The organism is Stenotrophomonas sp. 21LCFQ19, from assembly GCF_056861425.1.
The window spans coordinates 86,728-109,123 of record NZ_JBSPUF010000013.1; the positions used below are offsets into that span (position 1 = coordinate 86,728).

The following is a 22,396-nucleotide window of genomic DNA, read 5'->3' on the forward strand; positions in this document are numbered from 1 at the left end:
TATACTGACTGCCTCTGTTTCCACGATTTCCGCAGGTTCCGTCGCATGTTCGAGTCACTGACCCAGCGCCTTTCCGGCACCATCGAGCGCCTGCGTGGGCGCGGCCGCCTGACTGAAGAAAACATCCGCGAGGCCACCCGCGAGGTGCGCATCGCCCTGCTGGAGGCCGATGTGGCCCTGCCGGTGGTGCAGGCCCTGATCGAGAAGATCAAGGTTCGCGCGGTTGGCCAGGAGGTTCTCAAGTCGCTTACCCCGGGCCAGGCCCTGATCAAGGTCGTGCGCGACGAGTTGACCGCCGTCATGGGCGCCCAGGCCACCGACCTGAACCTCAACGTGCCTGCGCCAGCCATCATCCTGATGGCGGGCCTGCAGGGTGCCGGCAAGACCACCACGGTGGGCAAGCTGGCCAAGCACCTGAAGGAAAAGCGCAAGAAGAAGGTGATGGTGGTGTCTGCCGACGTTTACCGTCCGGCCGCCATCGAGCAGTTGAAGACCCTGGCCGAACAGGTCGGCGTGCTGTTCTTCCCGTCCGCGCCCGACCAGAAGCCGGTGGACATCGTCCGCGCCGCCATCGATGACGCGCGCAAGTCGTTCGCCGACGTGCTGCTGGTCGATACCGCCGGCCGCCTGGCCATCGACGAAGCGATGATGGCCGAGATCAAGGCCCTGCACGCCGCGGTCAACCCGGCCGAAACCCTGTTCGTGGTCGATGCCATGACCGGCCAGGACGCCGCCAACACTGCCAAGGCCTTCGGCGAAGCGCTGCCGTTGACCGGCGTGGTGCTGACCAAGACTGACGGTGACGCCCGTGGCGGTGCCGCGCTGAGCGTGCGTTACATCACCGGCAAGCCGATCAAGTTCACCGGTACCGGTGAAAAGGTCGACGGCCTGGATGTGTTCCACCCGGAACGTGTGGCCAGCCGCATCCTCGACATGGGCGACGTGCTGTCGCTGGTGGAGCAGGTCGAGCAGCAGGTCGACAAGGACAAGGCCCAGAAGCTGGCCGAGAAGGTCGCCAAGGGCAAGAAGTTCGATCTGAACGACATGCGCGACCAGCTGGAGCAGATGCAGAACATGGGCGGCATCGGCGGCCTGATGGACAAGTTGCCGGGCCTGGGCCAGATCCCCGAGCACCTCAAGGCGCAGGTCAGCCAGAGCAAGGAAGTGCCGCGCATGATCGCCATCATCGGCTCGATGACCAAGAAGGAGCGCCGCAACCCGGGCCTGCTCAATGGCTCGCGCCGTGCCCGCATCGCGCGTGGCTCCGGCACCCAGCCGGCCGACGTCAACAAGCTGATGAAGCAGTACATGCAGATGGAAAAGATGATGGGCAAGCTGGCCGGTGGCGGCATGAAGGGCATGATGCGCAACATGAAGGGCATGCTCGGCGCCATGGGTGGCAAGGGCGGCCTGCCGTTCCGTTGATAACATTTGATTCCAACCGGTTGAACAGGGAGTGGTGCATGAAAAACAGGATGTATCTGGTTTTGGCGGTGCTGGCGCTGGGCGCATGTGGCGAGGACCGCTCGCTGTCGCAGAAGGCGGGCAGCGCGATCAGCGGCACCGCCACCGATTTCGTTGCCGGCCTGGGTGAGGGCGTCGACAAGCGCATGTCGCTCAAGCTCGACGTCGCGCCGGAAGTGGTCAGCAACGGCATGACCGTGACCTTGGGCAAGAGCCGCGGCATGGGCTCCAAGGATGCGTCTGTGTATGTGGTGGCAACCAAGCCGTACAAGGGTGCATTCCTTGCGCGCGCACTGGACGAGTCCGGCGCTGAAATCGGCCGCTCGCGGGTGGACGTGGATTTCGCTGCCGATGATGCGCAGTATGTGAACTTCACTTTCAACGAAGAGATGGACAGCCAGCTGGTGCGTTCCTACGCACTTTCGCTGCGCTGAGCAGCGCGGGCATCGGCGGTATGATCACCGCCATGCACAACGCCCTCATCTCAGCCCGGACCGAAGCGTTCTGCCAGCGCTTCGGTCTTGAACTTCCGATCCTGCTGGCGCCGATGGCCGGCGCCTGCCCGGTGCCGCTGTCTGCAGCGCTTGCCAATGCCGGCAGCATGGGCGCGATGGGCGCAGTGTTGTCCACGCCGGAACAGATCACACAATGGATGCACGTGTTCGGCCAGCAGTCGCAGGGGTCGGCGCAGGTCAATCTATGGGTGCCGGACGCTGCTCCGCAGCGCGATCCTTCCGCCGAAGCGGCTATACGCGAGTTTCTGGCGCAATGGGGGCCGCAGGTCGCGGCGGAAGCCGGTGATGCAGGTCCTGCCGATTTTGACGCCCAGTTCGATGCGCTGATTGCCGCCCGGCCGGCGGTGGCATCAACCATCATGGGGGTATTTTCCGCCGCACAGGTGGCACGACTGCAGGCTGCCGGCATTGCCTGGTTTGCCTGCGCGACCACCTTGAGTGAAGCACTGCAGGCGCAGGCTGCTGGTGCCGATGCGGTGGTTGCGCAGGGCATGGAGGCGGGCGGCCATCGTGGTGCGTTTGACCCAGCACTCGCCGAACGGCAGATGGTCGGTCTGTTCGCCTTGCTGCCGCGTCTGGTCGATCACCTGAGCGTGCCGGTGATCGCCGCTGGTGGCATTGCCGATGGTCGTGGTGTCGCGGCGGCCCTGATGTTGGGTGCCAGCGCGGTGCAGGTGGGCACGGCATTCCTGGCTGCCGATGAATCCGATATTCCCGCGGCGTGGAAGCAGGCGTTGGCCGTTGCCGAGCCCGAAGCCACGCGTGCGACGCGGGTCTTCAGTGGCCGACTTGGACGCGCCCTCGATACCGCCTATGTGCGAGCTGCCGAGGCGGCCGACGCGCCAGTACCTCGTCCCTATCCGGTGCAGCGCGGACTGACCGCCGGCATGCGCAAGCAGGCCAGTGCCACCAACCAGCTCGATGCGATGCAGGCGTGGGCAGGGCAGTCGGCATGGATGGCCAGGCGCGCACCGGCGGTGCAGATCCTGCGTGCGATGTGGGCACAGGCGCAGGCGCTGCCGTGACGGTGCTGTTCTGCAACGGGCATCTGGCCGATGCCGGTGCGTTGAGCGCGGCGCTGGTCAATTACGGACACTTCACCTCGTTGCAGGTGCGCGCTGGCGCGGTGCAGGGCTGGGCGCTGCACCTGCAGCGGCTGCAGGTGGGCACGCGTGAGCTGTTCGGTGTTGAGCTGGATGGCACGCAGCTGGTGGCATGGCTGCGGCAGGCATTGCAGCAGCTCGACGCGGCGGATGCATCGGTAAGGATCACGGTGTTCTCGCGTCAGTTCGATTTCCGCCAGCCGCTGCGTACGGTGCCGGTGGATGTATTGATCGCCATCGCCGCGCCGGCATCGATTCCAGCGCTCGCACGTTCAGTGCTGCCGCTGCCGTATCAACGCGAGTTGGCGCATATCAAGCACGTGGGGACGTTCCCGCTGTTCCACCTGCGCAGGCAAGCCTTGCAGCGCGGATTCGATGACGCCCTGTTTGTCGATGCGCAAGGCCGCATCAGCGAAGGCACCACCTGGAACCTGGCGTTCTGGGACGGCGCGCAGGTGTGCTGGCCACAGGCATCGGCGCTGCGTGGTTGCACCGAGCGTCTGCTGATGGAAGGTTTGACCCAGCTTGGTCAGGCGCAGACCCACGTCGAGGTGCACTTGCCGTCGTTGTCCCGGTTCAGTGGCGCGGCGGCATTCAATGCCTCCGGCATCTGGCCCTTGGCAGCCATTGGTGAGCAGCACCTGGAGCAGTCCGACGTGTTGCTGGCCCACCTGCAGGCCGCATTGGCGCAGGCACCTTGGCTGGCGTTGTAACACGGGCAGTAGCTGTGCGTTTGGGCCACGGGTGGGCCTGGCTTGATCAGCTGTGCACCGCGCGCATGTCATGTCGTTCGCGTTGCGTCGGCTGCACTCGATCGGGCTGCTGTCAGGAGATCGCATGATGCTGGACCTGAGTGACCCGCATGCGACGCTGCATTGGCTGATGAGCATGTTGCTGTTCGTGCTGCATCTGGTGATCGCAGCGCGGGCGCTTACCCGCGCCAACCGGACACCTGCATCCCGCGCAGCCTGGGTACTGGTGATCATGCTGGCACCGGTCATCGGCATGCTGGCCTATCTACTGCTCGGTGAAACCAATGTTGGCCGGGCGCGCCTGCGTCGGCTGCAGCAGACAGCGCGGATGCTCGCGGACTTGAATGAGGCGGCCCACAGTGACGTCGCGCTGGCATCGCTGCCTGCGCCAGCGTCATCATTGTTTGCCTTGGCGACATCGATCAACGGCGCCCAGCCTCAACGCGGCAACCGCATTGTTCTGCTCGGCGCCACCGGCAGCCATCCGACAGCGCCCATGGACGATTGCAGGGCTGCCATCGATGCCCTGGTGCGCGATATCGCGCAGGCCCAGCAGAGTGTGCACATCGCCTTCTACATCTGGCTGGATGACGATGCTGGCGGTCGCGTTGCTGACGCGGTTGCCGGCGCGGCAGGTCGTGGCGTGGCGTGCAGGGTGATGGTGGATGCGCTGGGTTCGCGCGGCTTCATCGGCGGCCCGCGTTGGGCGCAGCTGACGCAAGCCGGGGTCAAGCTGCTACGGACCCTGGACGATCTCAATCGTCTGCAGCACATGGCCTTCAGTCGCATGGACCTGCGTGATCACCGCAAGATCGTGGTCATCGACAACCGCATTGCCTACTGCGGTAGCCAGAATTGCGCGGATCCGGAATTCCGCGTCAAGCCGCGTTTTGCACCGTGGATTGACCTGCTGCTGCGCTGCGAAGGTCCGGTGGTGGCGCAGACGCAGCGCTTGTTCCTGAGCGGTTGGATTCCGGAAAGCGGTGAGCAGGGTCTGGACGGATACGCGGCCGACGTGGCGCAGCCCTTTGCCGATGGGTGCATGGCGCTGGCGTTTGAAACCGGTCCGGTTACCCGTCACAACGTGATGGCCGATATGTTTGCCGCCTGTGTCTATGCGGCGCAGCGCGAACTGGTGATCAGTACGCCATATTTCGTGCCGGACGAAGCGCTGCTGCGTGCGATCTGCGCGGCGCCGCGCCGCGGCGTACGCACGCGGCTGATCCTGCCCAGGCACAATGACTCCTGGCTGGTTGGGCAAAGCAGCCGTAGCACCTATGCCGATCTGCTGCAGTGTGGCGTGGAGGTCTATGAATACCCGCTGGGCCTGCTGCATGCAAAGTCGCTGACCATCGACGGCGAGATTGCCCTGGTCGGCTCGGCCAACATGGACCGCCGCAGTCTTGAATTGAACTTCGAGAACAACCTGCTGATCGCCGACAGTGCGGTCACCGCCAGCATCGTGCGGCGACAGGAGGGCTATCTGTCGGTATCCGAGCCGGTGCGGTTGTCACAGGTGATGGCGTGGCCGCTGCCCATCCGCCTGCTGCAGAACGCCGTGGCGATGATGTCGCCGGTGTTGTGAAGCGATGGCTCAGGCGGCGGGTGCACCATCACCGCGCAGCAGGCCCATGAACTCGCCGAACAGGCGCCGGTCGATCAAACGCCCGCGGTCGTTGGCCAGGATCTCGATGGCCCGCTGTATCGGCATCGGGCCACGGTAGGGGCGCTGCGAGGTTAGTGCGTCGAAGCCATCGACGATGGTCAGGATGCGTGATTCCAACGGAATGTCTTCGCCCTGCAGGCCGTGCGGGTAGCCGCTGCCATCCCAGGCTTCGTGGTGATGGCGAATCAGCGTGGCAACGGCTTTGGCGTCACTGCGGCCGGTGCTGGCGAACAGACGCGCGCCGCGCTCCGGATGGGTGCGCATCACCGAAATCTTGTCCTCGTCGAGCTTGCCGGGGTGCAACAGGACGTCATCACGGATGCCGATCTTGCCGACATCATGGAAGCGCGCGGCCAGCACGAGATGGCCGATACGCTCTTCGGACAGATCGCAGCGGCGGCCCATGGCCTGGGCAAGTTGCGAGACGCGATCGCAGTGGTGGTCGGTATAGCTGTCGCGCTGGTCCAGCGCGGCAGCCAGTACATCGATGGCGCAGGAGCTGTCATCCGGTGGATGCGACAGGCCCACGGGCGTGGTGATGGTCAACATGATGACGGAGCCGCGTGGGGGGCGGCTGCGAGGGTAAGAGAGGGGGCGTCATTTTCGACGCCCTTTCATCTTCACGCAATGTTGACAGCTGGCTTTTTCAGGCGCGGCCGGGATGCAACGTGGTCAACAACGCGCGTGCGGCGTTGAAGCGGTCGGCGCTTTCCGGCAGAGGATGCTTGATGCGCAGCTTGTCCGGGCCGTCCATCTGGTAGAGCTTGGGTTGCTTCTGGATCAGCTGGATCACCACCATCGGATCGATGTTGGGCTTGCTGTCGAAGACGATGCGGCCACCGTTTTCGCCCAGCTCCAGTTTGCGGATGCCCAGTTCGTTGGCCTGCAGCTTGAGTTCGGCGATGGCGAACAGATGCTTGACCGGATCCGGCAGCAGGCCGAAGCGATCGATCATTTCCACCTGCAGTTCGCGCAGACGCTCGTTGTCGCGCGCCGAGCTGATGCGCTTGTACAAGGTCAGGCGGGTATGCACATCTGGCAGGTAGTCTTCCGGAATCAAGGCCGGTACATGCAGCTCGACCTCGGCGCCGCGTGCTTCTTCACCGGCATCCAGGTCAGGCAGCTTGCCGGACTTGATCGAGCGGACCGCGCGTTCCAGCAGTTCGGTGTACAGGCTGAAGCCGATCTCGGCCATCTGCCCGCTCTGGTCTTCGCCGAGCAATTCACCGGCACCACGGATTTCAAGATCGTGGGTGGCCAGGGTGAAGCCGGCGCCCAGCTCGTCCATCGAGGCGATGGCATCCAGGCGTTTCTGCGCGTCTGGCGTGATCGAACGCTTGTCCGGCACCAGCAGGTAGGCATACGCACGGTGATGCGAGCGGCCAACGCGGCCACGCAGCTGATGCAACTGTGCAAGACCAAAGCGGTCGGCTCGGTTGATGATGATGGTGTTGGCGTTGGGGATGTCGATGCCCGACTCGATGATGGTACTGGCCAGCAGCACATTGAAGCGCTGCTTCTGGAAATCCAGCATCACCCGTTCCAGCTCGCGCTCGGGCATCTGCCCGTGGGCCATGCCGATGCGTGCTTCGGGCACCAGTTCGGACAGCTCGCGCTGCATCCGTCCCATGCTTTCCACATCGTTGTGCAGGAAGTACAGCTGGCCGCCACGCGACAATTCGCGCTGGAAGGCTTCGCGCAGCTGTGCGTTGTCCCATGCGGTGACAAAGGTCTTCACCGCCAGGCGGTTCGGCGGCGGGGTGGCGATGATCGACAGGTCGCGCAGGCCGGCCATGGCCATGTTCAAGGTACGCGGGATAGGCGTCGCGGTCAGGGTCAGCAGGTGCACGTTGGCGCGCATCGCCTTCAGCGCTTCCTTCTGGCGCACGCCAAAGCGCTGTTCTTCGTCGACGATGACCAGGCCCAGGTCCTTGAACTTCACGTCCGGCTGCAGCAGGCGGTGCGTTCCGATGATCACATCGATGGTGCCTTCGGCGACCTTGTCGAGCTCGGCCTTGATCTCCTTGCTGGTCTTGAAGCGCGACAGCACTTCCACCCGCAGCGGGTAATCGGCGAAGCGGTCGCGGAAGTTGCGGTAGTGCTGTTCGGCCAGCAGCGTGGTCGGCACCAGTACCGCAACCTGCTTGCCGCCGCTTGCCGCGGCGAACGCAGCACGTACGGCGACCTCGGTCTTGCCGAAGCCGACGTCACCGCAGACCACGCGGTCCATCGGCTGGCTGGATTGCAGGTCACGCAGGGTGGCCTCGATGGCCGCCTGCTGATCGGGGGTTTCCTCGAACGGGAAGCCTGCCGCGAACGGCTCGTACATCGAACGGTCGACATCCAGTGCCAAGCCGGCGCGGGCGCGACGACGGGCCTGGATTTCCAGCAGCTCGGCGGCAACGTCGCGGACTTTCTCCGCAGCCTTGCGCTTGGCCTTGGCCCACTGTTCGCCACCGAGCGAATGCAGCGGCGCGGTTTCCGGCGACGCGCCGGAGTAGCGGCTGATCAGGTGCAACTGTGCGACCGGCACGTACAGGCGGTCGCCCTTGGCGTATTCGATCTCGAGGAATTCGCCGGGCATGCCGCCGACATCCATAGCGATCAGACCGCGGTAGCGGCCGACACCATGATCTTCATGGACGATGGGCGCGCCTTCGGTCAGCTCGCCAAGGTCACGGATGATGGATTCGGGCTCACGCCCGGCACGCCGCGTACGCCGCGCCTGGCCGGCGCGCTCGGGGAACAGCTGGCGCTCGGTAAGCACCGCCAAGGCCGGTTCGCTGAGCGCAAAGCCGTCATCCAGCGGCGCCACGGTAATGGCGAACTTGAGCCCCGCTTTGCTCTCAAGCCCCTCTCCCGCCAGCGGGAGAGGGGTTGGGGTGAGGGCGCTCTTGTTCTTGCTTTGTTTCTCGCCATCCGACCCTTCGAGCCACCTTCCCCCGATGGGGGAAGGAAGAAAGTCGTTGAAGCTCGCAACAACCTCAGGCCGCAATTCAGCAGCCTGCAACACCTCCAACAAAGCCTCACGCCGTCCCGGCGAATCCGCCGCGATCAGCACCCGGCCCGGGTAGTGCTCGATGAAAGACTTCAGTGCCTGTCCCGCCGGCGCATCCTTGGCTGCGACCGGCAACGGCGGCAGCGGCTGGTCACCCAGCGGCTGCGCCTCGGCGGCGCGTGGATGATCGGCCGCGCAGACTTCCACGCGCGGCAGTTTGTTGAACTGCTCGCGTAGCTTGTCCGGTGACTGGTAGATCTCGTCCGGCGGCAGCAGCGGCCGTTCGATATCGTGGCGACGCTGCTCGTAACGGCTGTTGGTCTGCAGCCAGAACGCGTCGGAGGCTTCGCTGACGCCGCTGCCGAGCACGGTCATGAAACCGTCCGGCAGGTAGTCGAACAGGGTCGCGGTCTGGTTGAAGAACAGCGGCAGCATGTATTCGATGCCCGAAGGTGCCAGACCTGCCTTCAGGTCCTGGTACAGCGGACTGCGTCGGGTATCCACGTCGAAGCGTTCGCGCAGCGATGCCAGCACCTTGTTGAGGCTGGCCTCATCCATCGGCACTTCGCGGCCGGGCAGCATCTTCACTGCCGTCACCTTGTCCAGCGAACGCTGCGATTCCGGGTCGAACTCGCGGATGGAATCGATGTCCTCGTCCAGCAGCTCGATGCGCAGCGGCGCGTCGGCGCCCATTGGATAGACATCGAGCAGACCGCCGCGCACGGCGAAATCACCCGGGTCCATCACCTGCACGACATTGCGGTAACCGGCGCTTTCCAGCCGGCGCTTCTCCGCGTCCATGTCCAGGCGCTGGCCGACCTTCAGGTCGAAGCTGCCGCCAACGATGTAGCTCAGCGGCGCCAGCCGCTGCAGCAGGGTCTGCACCGGCACCACGACGATGCCTTGCTTCAGCGTCGGCAGGCGGTGCAATGCGGCCAGACGCTGCGAAATGATGTCCGGGTGCGGGCTGAACTGGTCGTAGGGCAGGGTTTCCCAATCCGGGAACGGCACCACCGGCAACGGGCTGTTCGCACCCAACAGGGTCTGCAGGTCAGCGACCAGCTGATGCGCGCTGTGGTTGTCGCGGGTGATCAGCAGCAGCGGTTTGGCGTGCGCCTGCGCGGCGCAGGCGACATGCCAGGCCAGCGCACTGCAGGAAGCCGGAGCGCGCCACCAGGCGCGGAGCTGGCCCGAACGGGGCAGCGGCGGAATGGGGTAGGTAATAGGCGACATGAGCCGCGAATTTTACCAGATGCGTCCCGGTCGCCCGTTTGGGCCTGATCCGGGTTGCAGGTGCGGGCGTTGCAGGGCCGATAACGTGACAGGCGCCTTGCCGGCGCCTGTCGTGGGCTGAATGGAGAACCGGCGCTTAGTTGGCCAGTTCCAGCACCATCCGCACCAGCCCGGGCGCGGCGGAAGGGTGCGGCACCTGCTTGAAGCCCAGCGAAGCGGCCAGCTGCAGCATTGGCTCGTTGTCCTGGGCGATATCGCCGTACAGGCGATCCAGGTATTTGCCGCGCGCCCATTTGACCAGTTTGCGCATCAACTGCCGGCCCAGACCCTGACCGGCAAGGAAGCCGCTGACCAGGATGGCGTACTCGGCATCGCGGGTACCCGGGATGATGGAGGCACGCGCGACCGCGCCGACAACCGCTTCGCCGGGTGGCAGCGGCTCGGCTGCGACCAGTGCGATCTCGGTTTTCGGGTTCGGGTGGGTCAGGCGCTGGGCGGTCTCATCCGACAGTGATTCAACCGACTGCAGGAACTTGTCGCGCACTTCTTCCGGCCCGAACAGGGCAAATGCGCCCTGCAGCGGGGCACCGTCTTCAGGGCGGATGGGTCGTATCAGCAGCTCACGGCCGCTGGGAGCCTTGAAATTTTCATGCCACGGGGGCATGCGGTTGCGTGTGGCCATGACTACGTTTCCTCCAAAGTCGCCTGATTCTGTCACCGCGGCTGCTACGTTCTGTGAACGCGGTCCAAAGCGGCTGCAGATTGCCGGCGCCGCCCGTCATTCGGGCGTCTTCAGCCACTCCAGCCGGGTCGAGGTGCCGGTTTCACCCAGATACTGCTTCAGGACCGGCAAGGCCGGAGCCAATACCTGCTCGAACTGCCATGGCGGGTTCAGCAACAGCATGCCGCTACCATTCAGACGCAGCGGAGAGTCGTCGGCCCTCACCATGAATTCGGCAACCAGGATGGACTTGGCCGGCAGCGCGGCCGCCTTGCGGAAGAACGGCTGCAGGGTGCGTCGCTGCTTGATCGGGTACCAGACCGCGCATTGCGCCTGCGGCATCCGGGTAAGAATCTCGCGCAGGGTTGAGATGATCAGCGGGTATTCGGCGTCCTGCACTTCATACGGCGGATCGATCAGCACCAGCGCCCGCCCGATCTTGATCGCGCCGCTCTTGGGCGGCAGGAAGGCGCGGATGGCTTCATAGCCGTTGCCGGCGTGCACCTGTACCCGGCGGTCGTGGGCAAACAGCTCCTTGAGCGCGGTGACCTCGTCCTTCTGCAGCTCGCAGGCGGCCATGCGGTCCTGTTCGCGCAGGGCGCGTGCGGCCAGCAGCGGCGAGCCGGGGTAGGAGATCAAGGCACCGACCGGGTTGTCGGCCTGCACCGCGCGCAGGTACTGCTCGACCACTTCGGGCAGCGACGGGGTGGTCATCAGCCGCAGCACGCCTTCGTCGATCTCGGCGGTTTTGCGGCTTTCCTCGGCGGACAGCAGGTAACGGCCGCGGCCGGCATGCGTGTCCAGCACGAAGAAGGGCGAGTCTTTGCGCTTGAGCGCGTCGATCATCGCCAGCATGACGATGTGCTTGAGGACGTCGGCGTGGTTACCGGCGTGGAAGGCGTGGCGATAATTCATCGGCGAAGTTTACGGCTTGCGGCGTAGTGTGGGCGTTTTCATTGGAGGGAGCCGGCTGGGTGCCTGTGTACGCGGCGGTGCTGGGGGCCGATCCGAAGGGGTCCAATACGTCCCGATTGCTGCCGGCCGCTGGCGTCTGCAGCAAGGCCAGCTATCCTGATGCAATGTCCAGCCAACCTGCCCGGGTACTCGTCGTCGAAGACGAGGCCGCCATCGCCGACACCCTTCTTTATGCGCTGCGCAGCGAAGGCTATGCCGCCAGTCACTGCACGCTGGGCCGCGAAGCGCTGGCCTTGCTGCGCCAGCATGGCGCCGACGTGGTGGTGCTGGACGTCGGCCTGCCCGACCTGGGCGGCTTCGAGGTCTGCCGTGAACTGCGCACCTTCAGCCAGGTGCCGGTGATCTTCCTGACCGCCCGCAACGACGAGTTCGACCGAGTGTTGGGGCTGGAGCTGGGCGCCGACGACTATGTGACCAAGCCGTTCTCGCCGCGCGAGATGGTGGCCCGGGTGCGCGCGCGCCTGCGCCGGACCGCGCCTGCTGCACCAGTTGCGGCGGAGGAGGGGGGCTGGAAGCAGCTGGGGCGGTTCGCAATTGACCACGACGGCCGCCGCATCCGTTACGACGAGGCGCTGCTGGACCTGACCCGCTACGAATACGCCTTGCTGGCGGCACTGCTGCAGCGGCCCGGGGCGATCCTGAGCCGGGCGCAGTTGATGGAGCGTGGCTGGGACCACGCCAGCGACAGCACCGACCGTACCGTCGATACCCACGTCAAAACCCTGCGTGCAAAGCTGCGTGCGGCCGGCGCGCAGGGCGAACCGATCCGTACCCACCGTGGCGTCGGCTACGCCCTGGATATCTGACCGATGCGGATCGGGCTGAAGCTGTTCCTGGGGTTCTTCCTGATTGTCGGCATCGCCGCCTTCTTCGTGATGCGTGTGTTCGTCAACGAAGTGAAGCCCGGCGTGCGCCAGGCGATGGAGTCGACCCTGGTGGACGCGGCCAATGTGCTGGCGGTGATGGCTGCGCCGGATCTGAAGGCCGGCCACATCGGCGACGGTGACTTCGCCGCGCGCCTGGCCACCGCCCAGCGCCGCGATCCCAAGGCGATGGTGTGGCGTTTCCCCAAGCGCAGCATCGATTACCGGGTGACGGTGACCAATGCGCAGGGCATCGTGGTCTACGACTCACGCGGACAGGACGTGGGCCGCGACAACTCGCGCTGGAATGATGTCTACAGGACGCTGCGCGGTGAGTACGGCGCGCGTTCCAGTCCGGAGATTCCGGGCGACGAAACCAACACCGTGATGCACGTGGCCGCGCCGATGTACGACCCGGCTGACGGACGCACCCTGATCGGCGTGCTGACCCTTTCGCAGCCCAACGACACCATCGATCCCTTCATCGTTGCCAGCCAGCGCGCCATCATCGCGCGCGGTGCCTGGTTGATCGGGCTGTCGGCGTTGATTGGCCTGCTGATGACGTGGTGGCTGTCGCGCGGCATCAGCGGGCTGAGTCGTTATGCCAAGGCCGTCAGCGCCGGTGAGCCGGTGCCGCCGCCGAAGCGGCGCCGCGACGAGATCGGCGACCTCGGCCAGGCGCTGGAAACCATGCGCCGCAAGCTCGAAGGCAAGGCCTATGTCGAACAGTACGTGCAGTCGCTGACCCACGAGATGAAGAGCCCGCTGGCGGCGATACGCGGCGCTGCCGAACTCCTGCAGGAGCCCTTGCCGGAAGCTGACCGGCAGCGTTTCGCCGCCAACATCGTGCAGCAGGAGCGGCGCCTGACCGAAACCATCGACCAGTTGCTGCGGCTTGCCGAGGTTGAACAGCACGGTTGGCTGCAGCGGCGCACCGAGGTGGATCTGGTCGCGGTCTGCCGCGCGCTGGCCGAGGATGCGGCGCCACGCCTGCAGGCCGGGCAGATCCAACTGGATGTGGAACTGCTGGAGCGCGCAGCGGTGCAGGGCGATGCCTTCCTGCTGCGGCAGGCGCTTTCGAACCTGCTGGACAACGCGATCGCGTTTTCCGCGCCGGGCGGTCGCATCGTGCTGAGCGTGCAACGCCAGCAGCAGAACTGGCGCATCGCTGTGCGCGACAACGGCCCTGGTGTGCCGGAGTACGCGCAGGAGCGGGTGTTCGAGCGCTTCTACTCGCTGGCGCGGCCGGGCACGGGACAGCGCAGTTCCGGCCTGGGCCTGCCATTCGTGGCCGAAGTGGCGCGCCTGCATGGTGGCGTCGCGGAACTGGGCAATCATCCTGAAGGTGGCGCCGAAGCACGCCTGCTGCTGCCGGTCGGCTGACTTCACATTCGCTTCAAACTCGGCACAAACCCTGCTCACCGGTCGCGTTCAACCTGTCCCTGTTTCCACACGAGGACGGGACATGACTTCCCTGAAACTGCTGTTGCGCTTCGCCATTGTCGGCGGGCTGGTGTTGTTGCTGCTGATTCCCCTGCTGCTGATCCGCAGCACCATCAATGAGCGTGAGCGTTACCGCGACGAGGCGGTCGAACGGGTATCGCAGAGCTGGGCCGGCGAGCAGTCGCTGATCGGCCCGGTGCGGGTGCTGCCGTGGACCCAGCAGCGCGAAGTCGAGATTCCGGCCGAAGGCAACAATCCGCGCAAGACCGAAATGCGCGTTGAAAGCGGCTACGACCTGCAGATGCCGACGCGCTTGAATGTGCAGGGCAATATGCGCACCGACGAGCGCACAGTGGGCCTGTTCAAGGTGCCGGTCTACAACTGGCAGGCCAAACTGCAGGCCGAATTCGCCGAGAGCAGCTATGTGGCGGTGCCGGGGCGCACCTACGGCCGTCCCTATCTGGCGATGGGCGTGTCCGATGTGCGCGGTCTGGTAGGCACGCCGAACCTGCGCGTCGACGGCCGTGCGATCCAGCTGCAACCGGGCTCCGGCGCTCTGGAGGGGACCTCCAAGGGCTTGCATGCGCCGCTGTCGGTATTGCCGGATTCGGTGCAGGGCGTGCTGCGCGAGGGGGGCAAGGTCGAGCTGGAGTTCGTGCTGGGCGGCACCCGTTCGCTGGCGGTTGCGCCGGTGGGTGACGACACCCGCGTCTCGCTCTCATCAACCTGGCAGCATCCGCTGTTCGGCGGCAGCTTCCTGCCCAACGAGCGCAGCATCGATGCCAGCGGCTTCAAGGCGGAGTGGGCGGTGTCATCGCTGGCCTCGGCGGCACAGGCGCAGCTGGTCAGGGCCATCCGCAGCGACGGTGGCAGTGTGGAGGCATTGAACGTGGCCTTGGTGGACCCGGTGGACACCTATACGCAGGTGGACCGTGCCAGCAAGTACGGCATCCTGTTCGTGCTGCTGACCTTCGTTGGCTTTGCATTGTTCGAGCTGATCAAGCAGCTGAAGATCCACCCGCTGCAGTACCTGCTGGTTGGCCTGGCATTGGCGATCTTCTTCCTGCTGTTGCTGAGCCTGTCCGAGCAGATTGCCTTCTGGAAGGCGTATCTGATCGCGGCGGCGGCGTGTATCGGCTTGCAGGGTTTCTATCTGAGCGGGGTACTGCACAGCTGGAAGCGCGGTGTCGGTTTCGCAACGATGCTGACCATGTTGTACGGCGTGCTGTATGTGCTGCTGGTCTCGGAGAACAACGCGTTGCTGATGGGTTCGCTGCTGCTGTTCGGCATCCTTGCCGCGATCATGTGGATCACCCGCAAGGTCGATTGGTACGAGCTGAGCAGTCGCGCGGTGAGCAAGCAGGCTTGATCTGGCAGTTGCGATGACGGGGCGGGGTGGCAGTGGCCATCCCGCCTCTTTCGTAAGGAGGAATGACATGAATCGTGCATTGATCCATCGCCGTGCGCAGCGCTTGTTGCCGGCGGGTATCGAGACCTGCGGCTTGTTGCACTTCGGCTTGGCGCCGGGGCAGGTGGAGCGGGCGTTACTTGGCAGTGTGTTTGCTGGTGGGCAGGCGCAAGGGGTTGTGGCGCTGCGCTTGTCGTTGTCGACGGCGTTGGCGATCCGGCGCAAGGGACTGCGGTACTTCGAGTCAGGGGATTGGGTGTATTCGGCGTTTGCGGCTGCGAGTGCTTCATTCGTTGCTGAGGTGTTGCCGCCTGGGCATGGCGCGGGGTATTCGGCGGTGGCATTGGATGGGCACGCGTGGTTTGTGGTGCTGCCGGTGGAGCGTTTGGTGATTTACGGGTGGTGGGAGTGAGTTGGCCGTTGGCGGCAGACGAGCGTCATGCGGCGTAGCACTCCCTTCTCCCGCTTGCGGGGGAAGGTGCCCGGAGGGCGGATGGGGGGAGCTTTGGGTTTGGCTGTTGCTCTGTTTTTGTGAAAGGCCAATGCGGCAGCAACAACCAAAAACAGAGCTTTCACTCCCCTGCGGGGAGCGAGTTACTTCTCTTTGCTTGTGCAAAGAGAAGATAACCAAGAGAAACACACCCTGCCTCCGCGCCCACGCCGCTGCGCGACGCGGGTTCACTCCGCTGGCAGGATTTTTCGACGATACATCCTTGTATCGTCGAAAAACGACGTGCGTCCTGCACGTCGCCCCGTGCGGGGTCTTGTCTGCCAGCTCCGTCGCTGCGGAAGGGGCCCGGTAAGTCAAACGCTTGAGCAACAGCAACAGCAACAGCATCGGCAAGAGCAACGACAGCAAGGGCAATGGCCGTGATCGGCAAATTCAGCTGCAGCCCGCGCGGGCTGAATCACCCCGTCGTTGCCAAACCATGACCATTGGCCGACTCGGCAGCTGCTGTTCACTGGCTAGACTCGGTGGTTTGTCGTCATTGGGCCTTGGGCCGGGGAAAGCATGATCAAGCGGGGTTTGTTGGCGTTGTGCATGGGCTTGGCGGTGAGCGCTACGGCGCAGGCGGCCGAGCAGGTGGATCTGGACATGGTCAGCAAGATCCGCCAGGAGGCGTTCCACCGTTCGCAGGTGATGGATACCTTCAGCCATCTGACCGAAACCATCGGCCCGCGCCTGACCAATTCGCCGGCGATGACCCAGGCCAATGCCTGGAGCCGCAGCAAGTTCAACGAGTGGGGCCTGGTCAATGTGCACGACGAGGCCTTCGAGGACTTCGGCCGTGGCTGGGAGTTCAGCTCGGCCAGTGTCGAGATGCTGGGCCAGCGCGTACAGCCGCTGCACGCCCTGCCCAAGGCCTGGACGCCGGGCACCAATGGCGCGGTGGAAGGCGAGCTGATCCAGGTCGATATCAAGAAGCTGGCCGACCTTGAGAAGTACAAGGGCAAGCTGCGCGGCAAGATCCTGCTGCTGGGTGACGCGCGCGAGTACAAGCGCGGCACCGAGTCCGATTCACACCGCCACGACGCGACCTCGCTGGAAGGCCTGCAGGCCTTCACCATCCCCAAGACCGCGGAAGAAGACCGCGCAAAGCGGGTGAAGGAATACAACGAGCGCCAGGAGCTGGGCAAGGCGGTCAATGCTTTCTTCGTCGAGGAAGGCGCGCTGGCCGCGATCAGCATCAGCGGCTGGGACAACGGCATCATCCGTGTCGCCGGTGGTGGTTCGCGCAAGGCCGGTGAGTCGGTGGGCATCCCCGAGCTGGCGATGATTGCCGAGCACTTCAATCCGCTGGTGCGCGCGCTCAAGGACAAGCAGACGGTGACGCTGCGGGTCAATGTGGATGCGCGCTTCACCGATGAGACCAACCAGCCGGGCCACAACACGCTGGCCGAGATCCGTGGCAGCAGCAAGGCTGACGAGATCGTAATGCTGGGTGCGCACATGGACTCCTGGCACACCGGCACTGGTGCGGCCGACAACGCCGCCGGCGTGGCGGTGATGATGGAGGCGATGCGCATCCTCAAGGCGGTGGGCGCCAAGCCCAAGCGCACCATCCGCGTGGGTCTGTGGAGTGGTGAGGAGCAGGGCCTGATCGGTTCGCAGGCCTATGTGGCGCAGCACTTCGCGCGTTATCCGGAGCCGACCGATGCGGCGCAGAAGGCGTTGCCGGCGTCGTTGCGTGAGCCGACCGGTCCGCTGCAGAAGCTGCGTGATTACGACAAGTTCCAAGTCTACTTCAACATGGACAACGGTTCGGGTCGGTTCCGTGGCATCTATGCGCAGGAGAACATGGCTGCGATGCCGATCTTCGAGGCGTGGTTGAAGCCGTTCAACGATGTGGGTGCGACCACGGTGGCCACGCGCAATACCGGCAGCACCGATCACATCAGCTATGACCGGGTGGGCCTGCCGGGCTTCCAGTTCATCCAGGACCGTCTGGATTACTTTAGCAATGTGCATCACAGCCATCTGGATACCTGGGATCACGCTGAGGCTGAGGATTTGAAGCAGGCGGCGGCGATTGTGGCGTCGTTTGTCTATAACGCTGCCATGCGTGAGGAGCGCTTCCCGCGCAAGCCGTTGTTGGAGAAGTGAGCTAGCCGCGTTTGCTTGAAGGAAGGGCCGCATTGCGGCCCTTCTGCTTTTGGGAAAGAGCAAGCAAGCTCGATGCTTCCCTTCTCCCGCGCGCGGGGGAAGGTGCCCGGAGGGCGGATGGGGGGAGCTTTTGGCTTTGGCTTCGGTTGTTGCTGTAAGCAACAGCAAGATCAAGATCAAGAGCTTTCACCCCCCTTCGGGGAGCGAGCCACCTTTCTTTGCTTGTGCAAAGAAACCTGGCGCAAAGAAAGCACACCCTGCCTCCGCGCCCACGCCGCTGTGCGGCGCGGGTCCACTCCGCTGGCAGGATTTTTCGACGACACATCCCTGTCTCGTCGAAAAACGACGCACATCCCTGTGCGTCGCCCCGTGCGGGGTCTTGTCTGCCAGCTCCGTCGCTGCGGAAGGGGCCCGGTAGGTCAAAGGCTGGAGCAACGGCAGAAGCCGAAGCAAGAGCCAGAGCCAGAGCTGCCCTCACCCCAACCCCTCTCCCGTGAACGGGAGAGGGGCTTATAGCTGCAGGTCGCTGGCTCTTGTTGCGTCTTTCGGTCCGTGCGCGAAGGGCTGGAGCGGGTTCGAAGCACCGGCAGGGGGGAAAAGGTAAAATGCCCCGATTCCAACTTCTGCGCCCGTCATGACCGTCCGTACCCGCTTTGCCCCCAGTCCCACCGGCTACCTGCATATTGGTGGCGCCCGCACCGCGCTCTACTGCTGGCTGGAAGCGCGCCACCGTGGCGGTGAGTTCGTGCTGCGCATTGAAGATACCGACCGCGAGCGCTCCACCCAGGCTGCCATCGACGCCATCCTCGAGGCGATGGACTGGCTGGGCCTGGGCTATGACGAAGGCCCGATCTACCAGACCGCGCGCGTTGCCCGCTACCAGGAAGTGGCCGAGCAGCTGATCGCCTCGGGCAAGGCGTATTACGCCTACGAGACCAAGGAAGAGCTGGACGCCATGCGTGAAGCCGCCATGGCCAAGCAGGAGAAGCCGCGCTACAACGGTGCCGCCCGCGAGCTCAACCTGCCGTACAAGGACGACCCGAACCGCGTCATCCGCTTCAAGAACCCGCTTGAAGGCACGGTGCTGTTCGATGACCTGATCAAGGGCAATATCGAAATCGCCAACAGCGAGCTGGATGACATGGTCATCTTCCGCCCGGACGGCTACCCGACCTACAACTTCGCGGTGGTGGTCGACGATTGGGACATGAACATCAACGAGGTCATCCGCGGTGATGACCACATCAACAACACCCCGCGCCAGATCAACCTGTACGAGGCCATCGGCGCGCCGGTGCCGAAGTTCGGCCATATGCCGATGATCCTGGACGAGCAGGGCGCCAAGCTGTCCAAGCGCACCGGCGCGGCCGACGTGATGCAGTACAAGGACGCCGGCTACCTGCCCGAGGCGCTGTTGAGCTACCTGGCCCGTCTGGGCTGGTCGCACGGTGACCAGGAGATCTTCACCCGCCAGGAACTGATTGACCTGTTCGACGTCACCAACTGCAATTCCAAGGCCGCGCGCCTGGACATGGCCAAGCTGGGCTGGGTCAACCAGCACTTCCTGAAGACGGAGACGCCGGAGTCCATCGTTCCGCACCTGGTCTACCAGCTGGAAAAGCTCGGTCTGGACATCAGCAAGGGCCCGGCCCCGGTCGATGTGGTCATCGCCCTGCGTGAACGCGTGCAGACCCTGAAGGAAATGGCCGAGAAGGCCGTGGTCTGGTACACCCCGCTGAACGAATACGACGAAGCAGCCGTGGCCAAGCACTTCAAGGCCGGCGCCGAGGTGCCGCTGGCCAAGGCCCGCGAGCTGCTGGCAGCAGCTGAATGGACCGCCGAAGGCGTGTCGGTCGCGTTGCATGATGTGGCTGCCCAGCTGGAAATCGGCATGGGCAAGGTTGCCCAGCCGCTGCGCGTAGCCATCACCGGCACCCAGGTGAGCCCTGACATTTCCCATACCGTGTATCTGGCTGGGCGCGACGAGGCCTTGAAACGCATCGACGCCGCACTCATCAAGATCCCAACGGCCTGACCCCGAGGTAGACATGACCGACGCACACTCCTGCACCGCCCCGCACCACCACGTCGAAGACGCGGCCGGTTTTGTCGCGGTGGTCGAACGGGTGTGCCGCGAGCGCGGATTGCGGTTGACCCCGATCCGCGCCAACGTGCTGCGGCTGATCGCCGAGGCCGGCAAGCCGGTCAAGGCTTATGAACTGCTGGAGTGGGTGCGTGAAGGCAAGGGTGTGGGCGCCGATGCCCCACCCACGGTCTATCGCGCGCTGGACTTCCTGATGGCCAACGGTTTCGTGCACAAGCTGTCGTCGGTCAACTCCTTCGTCGCCTGCCATCACCCGAGCAGCAACCAGCATTCCGTGCCGTTCCTGATCTGCGACCGCTGCCATAGCGCAGTGGAGCTTGAAGACCGCGACATCGTCCGCCAGCTCGAAGCCCGCGCCAAGGAGCTGGGCTTCAAGCCGCAGGCACAGACGCTGGAAGTACACGGCCTGTGCGCGAACTGCGCAGGCTGAAACTCTAGCCCCTCTCCCTGCGGGGAGAGAGGGGCAGCGTGCGAACCATTGGTTCGCTGCCCATCGAACGCCCTTGCGCCAGCGCAAGGGCCGGGGTGCGGAGCAGGGGTTGGGGAGAGGGTGAAGCGCCCCGCGGAAATGATTTTTGTAGGAGCGGCGTAAGCCGCGAAGCCGATAGGCCTCGGCCGCCCCGGTCACGTCGGTGCGGGCAATGCGCTATCGGCTTCGGATGTTGCGGTGGTTTCGCGGCTTACGCCGCTCCTACAACAGCCCACTGTGCTTATGGCTTTGCCTCGTAGACCACTTCGCCATCCTTGATGGTCTGCAGCACCTTGATGGTGTGCAGCTGGCTGCGTTCGATGGTCATTGGGTTGTCCGACAGCAGCACCAGGTCTGCGCGCTTGCCGACTTCGATCGAACCCTTGCTGCTCTCCTCGCCGTACTGGCGCGCGGCCCACAAGGTGATCGCCTTCAGCGCGATCGCCGGTGATACGCGCTGCTCCGGTCCGAGCACGCGACCGCTACGGGTTACACGGTTGACCGTCGCATCCAATACCCGCATCGAATCCGGAAACACCACCGGCGCATCGTGGTGGGAGGTGAACACCATGCCCGCGTCCAGCACCCATTGCGTGGGCGAGATGTTCTCGGCGCGCTCCGGACCCAGCACCGAGTCGCGGTGCCAATCACCCCAGTAATAGGTATGCATCGGGAACAGCGAGGGGAAGATGCCAAGACGGCGCAGCTCACCGACCTGGTCCTTGCGCAGGGTCTGGCCGTGGATCAGTACCGGCAGCAGGTGTTTGTCCGGGTACTTGGCTTCTGCGACGGCGACGGCGTGGATCAGCTGATCAATCGCGGCATCACCATTGGCATGTGCCTGTACTTGCCAGCCATGGCCCCACGCCTGGGTGATGAGGTCATCGACCTTGGCGGTGGGGAAGGCGGGATAGCCGGCATAGTCCGGCTTCTCGCCCTCGGGGACCTTGTAATAAGGCTTGGTCAGCCACGCGGTTTTGCCCTGTGGCGAACCATCCAAGCTGATCTTCACGCCGGCGATGCGGAAGTGGTCGGTGTAGTTCAGCCCATAGAAGGGACCTTGCATGGCCGGGTTCTGCAAGGCCACTTCGATATCCGGATAGGACGCCACGTCGATCTTGAGCTTGCCGGCCTTGGCCGCCATCGGCAGCAGCTGCAAGGTGCCTGCGTCGGTCTTGGCGTCCTGGGCGGTGGTGTAGCCGTATTTCATATACAGCGCCTGGCCGGCTTCGAGCATGGCCAGGGATTGCTCGACAGTCATCGCCGGCATCAGCTTGGCCAGGGCGATGTTGTGCGCGCTTTCCTCTAGCACACCATCGGGCACATTGCTGCCTGGCTCGCGGCGGATCACGCCGCCGGGCGGGTTGGGGGTGTCGGCGGTGATGCCGGCCAGTTCAAGTGCCTTGCTGTTGTAGGCGCCGAGATGGCCGGACTGGTGCATCAGGATGATCGGGATGTCGGTGGCGATCGCATCCAGATCCTGCCGGGTCGGATGCCGCTGTTCGACCAGCTGCGAGTCGTCGTAGCCGAAACCGATCAGCACCTTGTAGCCTTCGGGTGTGCTCGGATGCGCGCGGAACTCGCGCATGATCTTCTGCAAGGCGGGGATCGAGTTGCCTTCACCATCAGGTGCGGGCAGCAGGTTGGCCGACAGCGCCTGCAGGCCGACGCCTGAAACGTGACCGTGGGCGTCGATGAAGCCCGGCGTCAGCGTATGGCCCTGCAAGTCGATCTGCTGCGCCTGCGGGCTGAAGCGGCGTGCCGCCTTGCGGGGGCCGACAAAGGCGATGCGACCATCGCGCACGACGATGGCTTCCGCTTCGGGGTGGTGGTCGTCCACGGTGACGATGGGCCCACCGGAATACAGCGTGTCTGCTGCGTTGGCGGAGGTGGCCGTGAGTGCGGCCAGGACGGAGAGCGCCAGAATCAGTTTCACCGAGGGTTCTCCCGGCTGTGGGCAGGGCTACAGCCTAGCGCAATCGGGTGAAGGCCTTGCTCCCTCCCTTGCGCAGCAGGGGAGGGCTGGGGAGGGGTTGGCTCTGTGCCGTTCTCGCAATGTCAGCTTCGCGGTTTACGC

General features: G+C 64.6%; 17 protein-coding genes. 12 read left to right on the forward strand and 5 right to left on the reverse strand.

All coding sequences use genetic code 11. The annotated features are described in order from the left end of the window. Nucleotides 1-45 precede the first annotated feature (45 nt). From ffh to cls, 5 genes are all read left to right on the forward strand, one after another. Nucleotides 46-1,425 carry a signal recognition particle protein gene (gene ffh / locus AC13FW_RS15000; protein WP_282266648.1) on the forward strand — a complete coding sequence of 460 codons (1,380 nt, stop codon included), beginning with the start codon at nt 46-48 and terminating at the stop codon, nt 1,423-1,425. A gap of 38 nt (nt 1,426-1,463) precedes the next feature. After that, nucleotides 1,464-1,898, forward strand: a complete 435-nt coding sequence (locus AC13FW_RS15005; RefSeq protein WP_282266650.1) for a hypothetical protein — start codon at nt 1,464-1,466, stop codon at nt 1,896-1,898. A gap of 32 nt (nt 1,899-1,930) precedes the next feature. Then, complete coding sequence (locus AC13FW_RS15010) at nt 1,931-3,004, forward strand: NAD(P)H-dependent flavin oxidoreductase (RefSeq protein ID WP_482989606.1); 1,074 nt, start codon at nt 1,931-1,933, stop codon at nt 3,002-3,004. Then, a complete protein-coding gene (locus AC13FW_RS15015) occupies nt 3,001-3,795 on the forward strand; it encodes an aminotransferase class IV (RefSeq protein WP_482989607.1) in 795 nt (264 codons plus the stop codon). The genes AC13FW_RS15010 and AC13FW_RS15015 overlap by 4 nt, the downstream gene beginning before the upstream one ends. A 124-nt stretch (nt 3,796-3,919) precedes the next feature. Next, complete coding sequence (gene cls / locus AC13FW_RS15020; protein WP_482989608.1) at nt 3,920-5,419, forward strand: cardiolipin synthase; 1,500 nt, start codon at nt 3,920-3,922, stop codon at nt 5,417-5,419. Between the two features lie 9 nt (nt 5,420-5,428). On the opposite strand, the gene AC13FW_RS15025 is transcribed toward cls, so the two are convergent. The 4 genes from AC13FW_RS15025 to AC13FW_RS15040 all read right to left on the reverse strand — a co-directional run bounded on the left by AC13FW_RS15025 (nt 5,429) and on the right by AC13FW_RS15040 (nt 11,367). Next, nucleotides 5,429-6,049 (reverse strand): HD-GYP domain-containing protein, encoded by a 621-nt coding sequence (locus AC13FW_RS15025; RefSeq protein ID WP_482989609.1) that lies wholly within the window; start codon nt 6,047-6,049, stop codon nt 5,429-5,431. Nucleotides 6,050-6,146: 97 nt separating this feature from the next. Then, complete coding sequence (gene mfd / locus AC13FW_RS15030; protein WP_482989610.1) at nt 6,147-9,731, reverse strand: transcription-repair coupling factor; 3,585 nt, start codon at nt 9,729-9,731, stop codon at nt 6,147-6,149. A gap of 136 nt (nt 9,732-9,867) precedes the next feature. Beyond that, nucleotides 9,868-10,413, reverse strand: coding sequence for a GNAT family N-acetyltransferase (locus tag AC13FW_RS15035; RefSeq protein WP_282266665.1), 546 nt, complete (start codon nt 10,411-10,413; stop codon nt 9,868-9,870). Nucleotides 10,414-10,509: 96 nt separating this feature from the next. Further along, nucleotides 10,510-11,367, reverse strand: a complete 858-nt coding sequence (locus AC13FW_RS15040; RefSeq protein ID WP_296252797.1) for a 23S rRNA (adenine(2030)-N(6))-methyltransferase RlmJ — start codon at nt 11,365-11,367, stop codon at nt 10,510-10,512. Between the two features lie 164 nt (nt 11,368-11,531). On the opposite strand from AC13FW_RS15040, the gene creB reads away from it, so the two are divergent. From creB to AC13FW_RS15075, 7 genes are all read left to right on the forward strand, one after another. Then, nucleotides 11,532-12,233 (forward strand): two-component system response regulator CreB, encoded by a 702-nt coding sequence (gene creB, locus AC13FW_RS15045; RefSeq protein ID WP_482989611.1) that lies wholly within the window; start codon nt 11,532-11,534, stop codon nt 12,231-12,233. 3 nt (nt 12,234-12,236) lie between these two features. After that, a complete protein-coding gene (gene creC, locus AC13FW_RS15050; RefSeq protein WP_482989612.1) occupies nt 12,237-13,673 on the forward strand; it encodes a two-component system sensor histidine kinase CreC in 1,437 nt (478 codons plus the stop codon). A gap of 82 nt (nt 13,674-13,755) precedes the next feature. After that, the gene (gene creD, locus AC13FW_RS15055) at nt 13,756-15,102 is read left to right on the forward strand and encodes a cell envelope integrity protein CreD (RefSeq protein ID WP_482989613.1); all 1,347 of its coding nucleotides are present in this window, start codon (nt 13,756-13,758) and stop codon (nt 15,100-15,102) included. 67 nt (nt 15,103-15,169) lie between these two features. Then, on the forward strand, nt 15,170-15,553 hold the full coding sequence (locus tag AC13FW_RS15060; protein WP_482989614.1) for a hypothetical protein: 384 nt from the start codon (nt 15,170-15,172) through the stop codon (nt 15,551-15,553). Nucleotides 15,554-16,153: 600 nt separating this feature from the next. Continuing rightward, nucleotides 16,154-17,746 (forward strand): M20/M25/M40 family metallo-hydrolase, encoded by a 1,593-nt coding sequence (locus AC13FW_RS15065; protein WP_482989615.1) that lies wholly within the window; start codon nt 16,154-16,156, stop codon nt 17,744-17,746. 634 nt (nt 17,747-18,380) lie between these two features. Then, the gene (gene gltX / locus AC13FW_RS15070; RefSeq protein ID WP_303747007.1) at nt 18,381-19,781 is read left to right on the forward strand and encodes a glutamate--tRNA ligase; all 1,401 of its coding nucleotides are present in this window, start codon (nt 18,381-18,383) and stop codon (nt 19,779-19,781) included. 13 nt (nt 19,782-19,794) lie between these two features. After that, nucleotides 19,795-20,280, forward strand: a complete 486-nt coding sequence (locus tag AC13FW_RS15075) for a Fur family transcriptional regulator (protein ID WP_282266682.1) — start codon at nt 19,795-19,797, stop codon at nt 20,278-20,280. A gap of 280 nt (nt 20,281-20,560) precedes the next feature. On the opposite strand, the gene AC13FW_RS15080 is transcribed toward AC13FW_RS15075, so the two are convergent. Continuing rightward, nucleotides 20,561-22,255: an amidohydrolase gene (locus AC13FW_RS15080; protein WP_482989616.1), complete on the reverse strand. Its 1,695-nt coding sequence runs from the start codon at nt 22,253-22,255 to the stop codon at nt 20,561-20,563. Between the last annotated feature and the right edge of the window lie 141 nt (nt 22,256-22,396).

What these genes read in the sequence shown, in the direction of transcription:
- ffh (WP_282266648.1), top strand. Translation starts at nt 46, where the DNA reads ATGTTCGAGTCACTGACCCAGCGCCTTTCCGGCACCATCGAGCGCCTG.
- AC13FW_RS15005 (WP_282266650.1), top strand. Translation starts at nt 1,464, where the DNA reads ATGAAAAACAGGATGTATCTGGTTTTGGCGGTGCTGGCGCTGGGCGCA.
- AC13FW_RS15010 (WP_482989606.1), top strand. Translation starts at nt 1,931, where the DNA reads ATGCACAACGCCCTCATCTCAGCCCGGACCGAAGCGTTCTGCCAGCGC.
- cls (WP_482989608.1), top strand. Translation starts at nt 3,920, where the DNA reads ATGATGCTGGACCTGAGTGACCCGCATGCGACGCTGCATTGGCTGATG.
- AC13FW_RS15025 (WP_482989609.1), bottom strand. Translation starts at nt 6,049, where the DNA reads ATGTTGACCATCACCACGCCCGTGGGCCTGTCGCATCCACCGGATGAC.
- mfd (WP_482989610.1), bottom strand. Translation starts at nt 9,731, where the DNA reads ATGTCGCCTATTACCTACCCCATTCCGCCGCTGCCCCGTTCGGGCCAG.
- AC13FW_RS15035 (WP_282266665.1), bottom strand. Translation starts at nt 10,413, where the DNA reads ATGGCCACACGCAACCGCATGCCCCCGTGGCATGAAAATTTCAAGGCT.
- AC13FW_RS15040 (WP_296252797.1), bottom strand. Translation starts at nt 11,367, where the DNA reads ATGAATTATCGCCACGCCTTCCACGCCGGTAACCACGCCGACGTCCTC.
- creB (WP_482989611.1), top strand. Translation starts at nt 11,532, where the DNA reads ATGTCCAGCCAACCTGCCCGGGTACTCGTCGTCGAAGACGAGGCCGCC.
- creC (WP_482989612.1), top strand. Translation starts at nt 12,237, where the DNA reads ATGCGGATCGGGCTGAAGCTGTTCCTGGGGTTCTTCCTGATTGTCGGC.
- creD (WP_482989613.1), top strand. Translation starts at nt 13,756, where the DNA reads ATGACTTCCCTGAAACTGCTGTTGCGCTTCGCCATTGTCGGCGGGCTG.
- AC13FW_RS15060 (WP_482989614.1), top strand. Translation starts at nt 15,170, where the DNA reads ATGAATCGTGCATTGATCCATCGCCGTGCGCAGCGCTTGTTGCCGGCG.
- AC13FW_RS15065 (WP_482989615.1), top strand. Translation starts at nt 16,154, where the DNA reads ATGATCAAGCGGGGTTTGTTGGCGTTGTGCATGGGCTTGGCGGTGAGC.
- gltX (WP_303747007.1), top strand. Translation starts at nt 18,381, where the DNA reads ATGACCGTCCGTACCCGCTTTGCCCCCAGTCCCACCGGCTACCTGCAT.
- AC13FW_RS15075 (WP_282266682.1), top strand. Translation starts at nt 19,795, where the DNA reads ATGACCGACGCACACTCCTGCACCGCCCCGCACCACCACGTCGAAGAC.